This is a genomic window from Aminobacter sp. P4_D5 (assembly GCF_056401815.1).
On the sequence record NZ_JBFUIP010000204.1, the window covers coordinates 1 to 8,938 of the forward strand.

The 8,938-nt window shown below is 62.2% G+C and carries 11 protein-coding genes and 1 pseudogene; 4 read left to right on the top strand and 8 right to left on the bottom strand.

Annotated elements, in window-relative coordinates; translation table 11 throughout:
- Positions 1 to 298: pseudogene (locus AC1DWF_RS27685) on the bottom strand (recombinase RecA); the annotation flags it as partial.
- A gap of 281 nt (positions 299 to 579) precedes the next feature.
- Between AC1DWF_RS27685 and AC1DWF_RS27690 the strand changes: the two are divergent.
- The 3 genes from AC1DWF_RS27690 to AC1DWF_RS27700 all read left to right on the top strand — a co-directional run bounded on the left by AC1DWF_RS27690 (position 580) and on the right by AC1DWF_RS27700 (position 2,985).
- Positions 580 to 1,521 carry a carbohydrate kinase family protein gene (locus AC1DWF_RS27690; protein WP_476788104.1) on the top strand — a complete coding sequence of 314 codons (942 nt, stop codon included), beginning with the start codon at positions 580 to 582 and terminating at the stop codon, positions 1,519 to 1,521.
- 19 nt (positions 1,522 to 1,540) lie between these two features.
- A complete protein-coding gene (locus tag AC1DWF_RS27695; RefSeq protein WP_476788105.1) occupies positions 1,541 to 2,470 on the top strand; it encodes a pseudouridine-5'-phosphate glycosidase in 930 nt (309 codons plus the stop codon).
- Between the two features lie 116 nt (positions 2,471 to 2,586).
- Complete coding sequence (locus AC1DWF_RS27700) at positions 2,587 to 2,985, top strand: hypothetical protein (RefSeq protein ID WP_476788106.1); 399 nt, start codon at positions 2,587 to 2,589, stop codon at positions 2,983 to 2,985.
- Between the two features lie 2 nt (positions 2,986 to 2,987).
- Here AC1DWF_RS27700 and AC1DWF_RS27705 read toward each other — a convergent pair whose 3' ends face one another.
- Complete coding sequence (locus tag AC1DWF_RS27705) at positions 2,988 to 3,311, bottom strand: TfoX/Sxy family protein (protein ID WP_476784535.1); 324 nt, start codon at positions 3,309 to 3,311, stop codon at positions 2,988 to 2,990.
- 56 nt (positions 3,312 to 3,367) lie between these two features.
- Here AC1DWF_RS27705 and AC1DWF_RS27710 point away from each other — a divergent pair, with 56 nt between their 5' ends.
- Positions 3,368 to 3,865 (top strand): GFA family protein, encoded by a 498-nt coding sequence (locus AC1DWF_RS27710; RefSeq protein WP_476784534.1) that lies wholly within the window; start codon positions 3,368 to 3,370, stop codon positions 3,863 to 3,865.
- Positions 3,866 to 3,872: 7 nt separating this feature from the next.
- Here AC1DWF_RS27710 and sufA read toward each other — a convergent pair whose 3' ends face one another.
- The 6 genes from sufA to sufB all read right to left on the bottom strand — a co-directional run.
- A complete protein-coding gene (gene sufA / locus AC1DWF_RS27715; RefSeq protein ID WP_476788107.1) occupies positions 3,873 to 4,259 on the bottom strand; it encodes a Fe-S cluster assembly scaffold SufA in 387 nt (128 codons plus the stop codon).
- A 103-nt stretch (positions 4,260 to 4,362) separates the two neighbouring features.
- Positions 4,363 to 4,761: an SUF system Fe-S cluster assembly protein gene (locus AC1DWF_RS27720; RefSeq protein ID WP_476788108.1), complete on the bottom strand. Its 399-nt coding sequence runs from the start codon at positions 4,759 to 4,761 to the stop codon at positions 4,363 to 4,365.
- 5 nt (positions 4,762 to 4,766) lie between these two features.
- Complete coding sequence (locus tag AC1DWF_RS27725; RefSeq protein WP_476842298.1) at positions 4,767 to 6,008, bottom strand: cysteine desulfurase; 1,242 nt, start codon at positions 6,006 to 6,008, stop codon at positions 4,767 to 4,769.
- A gap of 64 nt (positions 6,009 to 6,072) precedes the next feature.
- Complete coding sequence (gene sufD / locus AC1DWF_RS27730) at positions 6,073 to 7,338, bottom strand: Fe-S cluster assembly protein SufD (protein ID WP_476784530.1); 1,266 nt, start codon at positions 7,336 to 7,338, stop codon at positions 6,073 to 6,075.
- A gap of 10 nt (positions 7,339 to 7,348) precedes the next feature.
- Positions 7,349 to 8,104 (bottom strand): Fe-S cluster assembly ATPase SufC, encoded by a 756-nt coding sequence (gene sufC, locus AC1DWF_RS27735; RefSeq protein WP_214385125.1) that lies wholly within the window; start codon positions 8,102 to 8,104, stop codon positions 7,349 to 7,351.
- A 29-nt stretch (positions 8,105 to 8,133) separates the two neighbouring features.
- A partial coding sequence (gene sufB, locus AC1DWF_RS27740; protein ID WP_476842299.1) for a Fe-S cluster assembly protein SufB occupies positions 8,134 to 8,938 on the bottom strand: 805 nt, incomplete at its 5' end.

An 8,938-nucleotide genomic window follows, 5' to 3' on the forward strand; every position in this document is an offset into this window, starting at 1 on the left:
TGCCGCCCTTCTTCTGAGCTTCGGCAATCGTGTGAAGAGCAAGCGTCGTCTTGCCCGAGCTTTCCGGCCCATAGATTTCAACGATACGCCCACGCGGCAGTCCGCCGACGCCGAGCGCGATGTCGAGACCAAGCGAGCCGGTGGAGACCGTCGCGATCTCGACAACCTGCTCATTGGCGCCGAGGCGCATGATCGAGCCCTTGCCGAAGGCSCGYTCGATCTGCGACAGCGCCGCGTCCAGAGCCTTAGATTTGTCCACCGAATTTTCCTCTACAAGCCGCAATGAATTTTGAGCCATGATACATCACCCCGTGGTCATCAATGAAGGCCGGTCTATCCGATGCCGATATAAATTTGTACCTGTTTTGTTCACATTTGGCAAGAGCATTCAAGCTATTGATATTGAACAGTATTTCTGGTGATGTTCTTTTTTTGTTTCAACACCGCACGTGATCCGATGTCGCATGGAGGTCGCCACCTCGCATGCGGTGCCTCGCCAAATCGCGATTCGGTATCGGTTGCCGCCCCTCGCCCAGAACACTAAGTTTGCCGCCTAACACGCCAACGGACAGCCTCAGCATGAAGTCACCCAGAATTCTCGCCGTCGGCGGCGCCCATGTCGACCGGCGCGGGCGCATGACCGCGCCGTTCGTTCCGGGCGCCTCGATCCCAGGCGCCATGAGCGAGGAGGTCGGCGGCGGGGCGTTCAATGCGCTGCGCGGCGCTGTACGGCGAGGTGCCGTGGGTTCCCTGATGTCGGTGCGCGGCGGCGATGCGGCCGGCGAGGCCGTTGCCGCGGAAATCCTGGCCAACGGCATCGCCGACCTGTCGGCGGTGTTCCTCGACCGCGCGACGCCGAGCTATACCGCGCTACTGGACCGCGACGGCGACGTGGTGGCCGCCCTTGCCGACATGGGGCTCTACGAACTCGCCTTTCCCAAGCAGATGCGCCGCGCCAAACTGCGCGAGGCGATCGGCAAGGTCGACGCCGTGCTTTGCGATGCCAACCTGCCCGAGGCGGCCCTTTGGCGCCTGGCGGAGGTTGTGGGTACGACCCCGCTGTTTGCCATTGCCATTTCGCCGGCCAAGGCTGTGCGGCTGAGGCCTATCCTCGACGGACTGTCGTGCCTGTTCATGAACCGGCGCGAGGCGGCCGTTCTCGCTGGCACCGATACGGATGCCGATCCGGCCGAGATCGCACGCGGCCTCATGACAGCGGGGTTGCGGCGCGGCGTCGTGACCGCAGGCGGCAGCTCGGTCTTTGCCTATGACACGCAAGGGCTTTTGGTCGTTTCGCCCCCCGCCCCTCGGCGGGTGGTCGACGTTACTGGCGCAGGCGATGCGCTCGCCGGTGCTACGACGGTGGCACTGCTGCGCGGCCTGCCACTTGATGGTGCCCTCAGGCATGGCATTGCCGCAGCGGTATTGGCCATCGAGAGCGCTTCGGCTGTGCCCGCACTCGACCAAACAGCCTTCGACGCGGTGCTGGCCCTTGTGCCGCAAGCCTCGGAAATGGCATGACGCGCCCAAGGAGATCACCATGACGCTAGAGACCGCCCGCCCCTTCATCGACGTCCACCCCCCTGTTGCCGCCGCACTCGCGGCAGGCAAGCCGGTCGTTGCGCTCGAAAGCACCATCATCACGCATGGCATGCCTTATCCCGACAACAGCGCGATGGCGGCCAATGTCGAAAAGATCATCGCCGACGGTGGTGCGGTTCCGGCGACCATTGCCGTCATCAACGGCCGCATCAAGATCGGCCTGTCCGACGGCGAGCGCGAGTCGCTGGCCATGACCGGCGGGGCGATGAAGCTGTCGCGCGCCGACATGGCCTTTGCCGTTGCCGAAGGCCGCACCGGCGGCACCACGGTCGCCGCAACGATGATTGCGGCTCATCTGGTCGGCATCAAGGTTTTTGCCACCGGCGGCATCGGCGGCGTGCACAAGGGAGCTGAAAAGAGCTTCGACATCTCTGCCGATCTGGACGAGCTGGCGCGCACGCCCGTCATCGTGGTTTCGGCCGGCGCCAAGGCCATTCTCGACATCGAAAAGACGCTGGAAGTGCTGGAAACGCGCGGCGTTCCGGTCGTTGCCTTCGGCTCCGACATCGTTCCCGCCTTCTGGTCACGCAAGTCGCCCTATGCGGCACCGCTCAGGCTGGATGCGGCGGAAAAGATCGCCCGCCTCTATGAGACGCGCGCGGCTCTTGGGCTCGATGGCGGCATGCTGGTGGCGAACCCGGTGCCTGAAAGCGACGAGATCCCGACCGAAAAGATGGCCGGCTATATCGAGGCAGCACAAAAGGCAGCTGAAGCCCAGAATATCTCAGGCAAGGCGGTGACGCCGTTCCTGCTGGCTAAGATCCTCGAACTGACCAATGGCGCCAGTCTCAAGACCAACATCGCGCTGGTCGAGAACAATGCGCGCCTGGCCGCGAAGGTCGCGATCTCGCTGGCTGGCAATCGCTGAGCGCTGCCTGTCGCGACATTTGGCACTAAGATTAGTTGCTGCTAATATCTTAGGAGGGTAGATCATCGTAGGATTTGCCGGTCCGCAAATGCGCGGATCGGCAGATGGAGTGCGCGATGTCTTTCGGCCTCCGCCTTTCCAGACAGCCGGCTCCGCCGCGACGGGTAGTCTGTTGCTGCCGACGATGCACAGCTCTGCTGATTGCCACCATCGCGGGCACGCCAGTCTCAGACGCGCACCAGGCGCAGTCTGACTGGAGCTACCCGCTTGCCTGCTGCCACGGTGACACCAACCGCGGCGAGTGCCAGAACATACCGGGAAGTGCGGTTGTCGAGCGCGACGGTGGCTGGACAATCGTCCTAAACCCCGGCGATCATCGCAAAGTCACACACCCGAACCGATATTTCGTCCCCTATGGTTCGGAAATTCCATCGCAGGACGGCCAATACCATATCTGCCTGCATCCGACCGAAGAGCACGAGAACTGCTTCTTCGTGCCGCCCGGCGCGATGTAGGGCTACTTCTTGGCCCTCAGCCCGGCTTCATAGGCCTTGCGCGCCCAGATCGCCATTTCGTCAGGATCGTCGACCGCGCTGTCGGGAACGGTCCAGTAAGGCATCGCCACTGTCTTGCCGTGTCTGGAACCGGTGTAGGTCCACTGCCGGCAACCCGCTGCCTCGAAATCGGGCGCGCATTCGGCATCGCCTTTCAGCATAAGCTCGCCTCGGAGCTCGATCGCCACGATCACGCCGTCATGATAAATGCCTTTGCCGCCGAACATCCTGCGCACGCTGACGGGTCCGAGGCCGGCGAAGAGATCGACAATGTCGGCTTCGGTCATCACGGCTCCCTGCATTGCTGTTAGCATGCAAGCCAAAAAGGGAAAGGAAAGCACCGATGCCGATGCTGCTCAAGGGGTCATGTCGCTGTGGGGTGGTCCGCTTCGAGGTGCAGAGCCACACGCCGGTGCCCTATCAACTCTGCTATTGCTCCATTTGCCGCAAGCAGCAGGGCGGCGGCGGTTATGCCATCAACCTGGGCGCACTCTCCGCCACGCTGAAGGTGGTGGGCAACAGCTTTCTGGGACTGTACCGGGCGACAATCCATGACGATGAGCGTCAACAGCCGGAAGCGTCCACAGGCGAACGGCGCTTTTGCCGGCAATGCGGGGCCGCGATGTGGCTTTATGACCCGACCTGGCCAGAGCTGGTGCATCCCTTCGCCTCGGCGATCGATACCGACCTGCCCAAGGCGCCGAACCGCGTTCACCTGATGCTGAAGTACAAGGCATCCTGGGTGGAGCCCGACATCCGGCCTGGAGACACGGTATTCGACCTCTACCCGCCAGATTCAATCGATGACTGGCACAAGCGTCACGGCTTGTGGGTGGACTGAGCGCCGGTCAGGCCGCGCCCTGGGCGCGCGCCTCGGCCAGTGCCTTGAGGTCGGCAGGCTTCAGCTCGACCGATTCGCCGCAGCCACAGGCCGAACTCTGGTTCGGATTGCTGAAGGTGAAGCCGGTGCGCAATGCCGTGGTCTCGAAATCCATCTGAGTGCCGAACAGGAACAAAGCCGCCTCGGGCGCGACATAGACATGGGCGCCGTCGCGCTCGATGTGGTCGTCCTTGGGGTTCGGCTCGGTCACCAGATCGACCGTATATTCCATGCCGGCACAACCACCCTTCTTGATGCCAAGACGAATGCCTTGCGCGTTTTCGCGCGTGGCCATGATCTCGCGCACCCGGTCGGCGGCTTTTTCGGTCATGCTGATGACGGCGAAGCGTCCCATTCCAGTCTCCATTCATCGACGGGTTCAAGGCCCGCGGAATGTTTCATCTCAAACCAAGATGGTGAAGATCGCATTCGCATGCAAGCCTCACCACAGCAAAGGCTCAGTACCAGCCGACCGCAACCTGCGCTTCTTCCGACATGCGATCGGGCGTCCACGGCGGATCGAAGGTCATGGTGACCTCCACGCCCGACACGCCTTCGACAGCGCCGACGGCGTTCTGCACCCAGCCGGGCATTTCGCCTGCGACCGGGCAGCCTGGTGCGGTCAGCGTCATGTCGATCTTGACGGTGCGGTCGTCTTCAATGTCGATCTTGTAGATCAGGCCGAGTTCGTAGATGTCAGCGGGGATTTCCGGGTCATAGACCGTCTTCAGCGCCGAGACGATATCGTCCGTCAGCCGCGCAAGGTCGTCAGCTGGGATGGCCGAGGCCGAAGCGATACCGTTTCCCGCCGTGTCCGGCGCGGTGTCGTCAACTGTGGCGGCGATAGCGTCTTCCATGGTGCTCACCCGAAGAATTTACGCGCTTTTTCAAGCGCTTCGGCCAAAACGTCAATCTCGGCCTTCGTATTGTACATGCCGAACGACGCCCTGCATGTGGAGGTTACGCCGAAGCGTTTCAACAGCGGCTGGGCGCAATGAGTGCCGGCGCGTACGGCAACGCCCTGGCGGTCGATAACCATCGAGACGTCATGGGCGTGGATGCCCTGCAACTCGAAAGAAACGATCGCGCCCTTGCCCGGCGCATCGCCGAAAATGCGCAGCGAATTGATGGCCCGCAGGCGTTCATGGGCATAGTCGCGCAGCGTCGCCTCATGCGCTGCAATGCGCTCGCGGCCGATGCTGTCCATGTAGTCGAGCGCGGCTCCCAAGCCGATCGCCTGGACGATCGGGGGTGTGCCGGCCTCGAAGCGGTGCGGCGGCTCGTTGTAGGTGACGTTGTCTTCGGTCACCTCGACGATCATCTCACCGCCGCCCTGGAAGGGCCGCATCTTCTCCAGCATCTCGCGCTTGCCGTAGAGCACGCCGATGCCTGATGGCCCGTAGACCTTGTGACCCGTCAGAACGTAGAAATCCGCGTCGAGGTCGCGCACGTCGACCGGCATGTGCACGGCAGCCTRACTGCCRTCGACCAGCACTGGAATGCCGCGTGCATGGGCGATGCGGCAGATCTCCTTGATCGGCGTCACTGTGCCGAGCGCATTCGACATATGCGTGATGGCGACCAGCTTGGTCCGGTCGGTCAAACGCTTTTCGAACTCCTCGATGTGGAAGGCGCCAAGATCATCGACAGGCACCCAGACCAGCTTGGCGCCCTGGCGCTCGCGGATGAAGTGCCACGGAACGATGTTGGAGTGATGCTCCATGATCGACAGCACGATCTCGTCGCCCTCGCCGATGTTCGGCATGCCGAAACCATAGGCGACGGTGTTCATCGCCTCGGTGGCCGACTTGGTGAAGACGATCTCTTCAGCGCTGCCGGCATTGAGGAAGCGGCGAACGCTTTCGCGTGCCTTTTCATACGCTTCGGTGGCGGCATTCGACAGGAAGTGCAGGCCACGGTGCACATTGGCGTATTCGTTGGAATAGGCATGGCTGATCGTGTCGATCACGATTTGCGGTTTCTGCGCCGAGGCGCCATTGTCGAGATAGACGAGCGGCTTGCCGTAGACTTCGCGCGACAGGATGGGGAAATCGCGGCGGATCGCCTCGACGTCGTAGATGCTGTCTTCGACCTTCTGATCCATCAACAAGTTCCCATGCCTTCATTCGAGCAGCAGCTTCTCCCCGCGAGCGGGGAGAAGGATCAGGTCAGGCGTGCGTCGCAAACCAGCTGGTCAGCAACTCTTCCAACGGCTTGACGACCGTTTCGTCTTCGAGTTCCTCGATGACCTCGGCCAGGAACGCCCGGACCAGGAGACCGCGAGCAGTCTTTTCATCGATGCCGCGCGCCATCAGATAGAAGAGATGGTTGCGGTCGATCTCGGTGACAGTCGCGCCATGGCCGCAAGCCACATCGTCGGCGAAGATTTCGAGCTCGGGCTTGGTCGAGAACTCGCCATCATCGGACAGCAACAGCGTGTTGCAGGCCATGCGGGCGTCGGTTTTCTGCGCCATCTGATGGACGTTGATGCGGCCCTGGAACACGCCTTTGGCGCGGCCGGTGACGACATTGCGCACCACTTCGGTCGACGAGGTGTGCGGCACGGTGTGGTCGAGCACCATGGTGACGTCGACGTGCGTGTCGCCGGAAAGCAGGTTGACGCCGCGCAGCTTGAAATCGGCGCCTTCGCCTGAAGCCTTGACGATGACTTCCTGGCGCACGAGCTTGCCGCCGGCATTCATCACGAACAGCGTGAGCTTGGAGTTCTTGCCGAGCTCGGCCTTGAACTGTGCGAGATGGGTCGCCGTCTCAGGCTGATCCTGAACGATCAGCCACAACACCTCGGCATCGTCGCCAAGCAGCAACTGGCTGACCGAACTGACGAGGCCTGCGCCCTCGCCGGTCTGGCGCTCGACGATGGTCGCCTTGGCGCCCGTCCCGACACGCACAGGCAGGCGTACATGTACCTGGCCGCCGGCCTGGATATTCTGCAGTTCGATCGGCTTTTCCACCTGAGCACCGTCTTCGATGTCGACGAAATAGCCGTCGGCGACAAAGGCGGTGTTGAGCGCGCCGACCGCGTCGTCGCTGCCGTAGGTGACTAGCGCGGGCGCATAGCTGCCATCGACGAGCTTGTCGCCGAGACGCTGGAACGAAACGCCATCAACGTTCGGCGTGGCTGCCGAAACGCCATTGATGATCGAAAGCACGGTCGAACCTTCGAGTAGAGGCGCAATCGCCTTGCCAGCGGCGCTGGCGTCGAAGGCCGGCACCGAAGTCAGAAGGCGACGCAGGTCGGTGTAGTGCCAGGATTCGACACGGCGGGTCGGCAGGCCAGCCTTGATCTGCTCAATCGCATTGTCGCGCTTGACCATGACGGCGCCGTCACCGGGCAGGAGCGAAAGCCGCTCGCCGAAGGCGTCGATGATCGCCGCCTCCGCCGGGGTCCGCTGGACTGTAGCAAGCATGTTCATGACCGACACCTCAAGCCGCCTCTTCGATGATCCCGGCGTAGCCGTTTTCCTCGAGTTCGAGCGCCAGCGACTTGTCGCCCGACTTGATGACCTGGCCCTTGTAGAGCACGTGGACCGTATCGGGCACGATGTGGTCGAGCAGGCGCTGATAGTGGGTGATGACGATGATGGCGCGATCGGGCGAACGGAGCGCATTGACGCCGTCGGAGACGATCTTGAGCGCATCGATGTCGAGGCCGGAGTCGGTCTCGTCGAGGACGCACAGCTTCGGCTCGAGAAGCTTCATCTGCAGGATTTCGGCGCGCTTCTTTTCGCCGCCGGAGAAGCCGACATTGACCGGACGCTTGAGCATGTTGAAGTCCATCTCCAGCGTGCTGGCGGCATCCTTCACGCGCTTGATGAAATCAGGGATCTTGAGCGGCTCCTCGCCACGCGCCTTGCGCTGCGAATTCATCGCGACCTTGAGGAACTCCATCGTGGCGACGCCCGGTATCTCCATCGGATACTGGAACGCCAGGAACAGGCCCTTGGCGGCGCGCTCGGCCGGATCCATCTCCAGGATCGACTCGCCGTTGTAGAGGATGTCGCCCTCGGTCACCTCGTAGTCGTCGCGACCGGCGAGGATGTAAGACAGCGTCGATTTTCCCGAGCCGTTGGGACCCATGATGGCGGCGACTTCGCCAGCCTTCACCGTTAGGTTCAGGCCGCGGATGATCTCTGTGCCGCTCTCGGCGATACGGGCATGCAGGTTCTTGATCTCAAGCATCTTTTTTCTTTCTAAATCTCTATCGCCGGTCAGCCGACCGAGCCTTCAAGGCTGATGCCGATCAGCTTCTGCGCCTCGACGGCGAACTCCATCGGCAGTTCCTGGATCACTTCCTTGACGAAGCCGTTGACGATCAGCGCAATCGCTTCCTCCTCGGGAATGCCGCGCTGCATGACGTAGAACTTCTGGTCGTCGGAGATCTTGGAGGTGGTCGCCTCGTGCTCGAACTGCGCGGTTGCGTTCTTGGCTTCGATGTAGGGCACGGTATGGGCGCCGCACTGGTTGCCGATCAGCAAGCTGTCGCACTGGGTGAAATTGCGGGCATTGGTCGCCTTGCGGTGCGCCGAGACCTGGCCACGATAGGTGTTCTGCGAGAAGCCGGCGGCGATGCCCTTGGAGATGATGCGGCTCGACGTGTTCTTGCCGAGATGGATCATCTTGGTGCCGGAGTCGACCTGCTGGTAGCCGTTCGAAACCGCGATCGAGTAGAACTCGCCACGAGAATCGTCGCCGCGCAGGATGCAGCTTGGGTATTTCCAGGTGATCGCCGAGCCGGTCTCAACCTGGGTCCACGAGATCTTCGAACGGTCGCCACGGCAGTCGCCGCGCTTGGTGACGAAGTTGTAGATGCCGCCCTTGCCCTGGGCATCGCCCGGATACCAGTTCTGGACGGTCGAATACTTGATTTCGGCGTCGTCAAGCGCGACCAGCTCGACCACGGCGGCATGAAGCTGGTTCTCGTCGCGCTGGGGTGCAGTGCAGCCTTCGAGATAAGAGACGTAAGCCCCTTCCTCGGCGATGATCAGCGTGCGYTCGAACTGGCCGGTGTTCTTC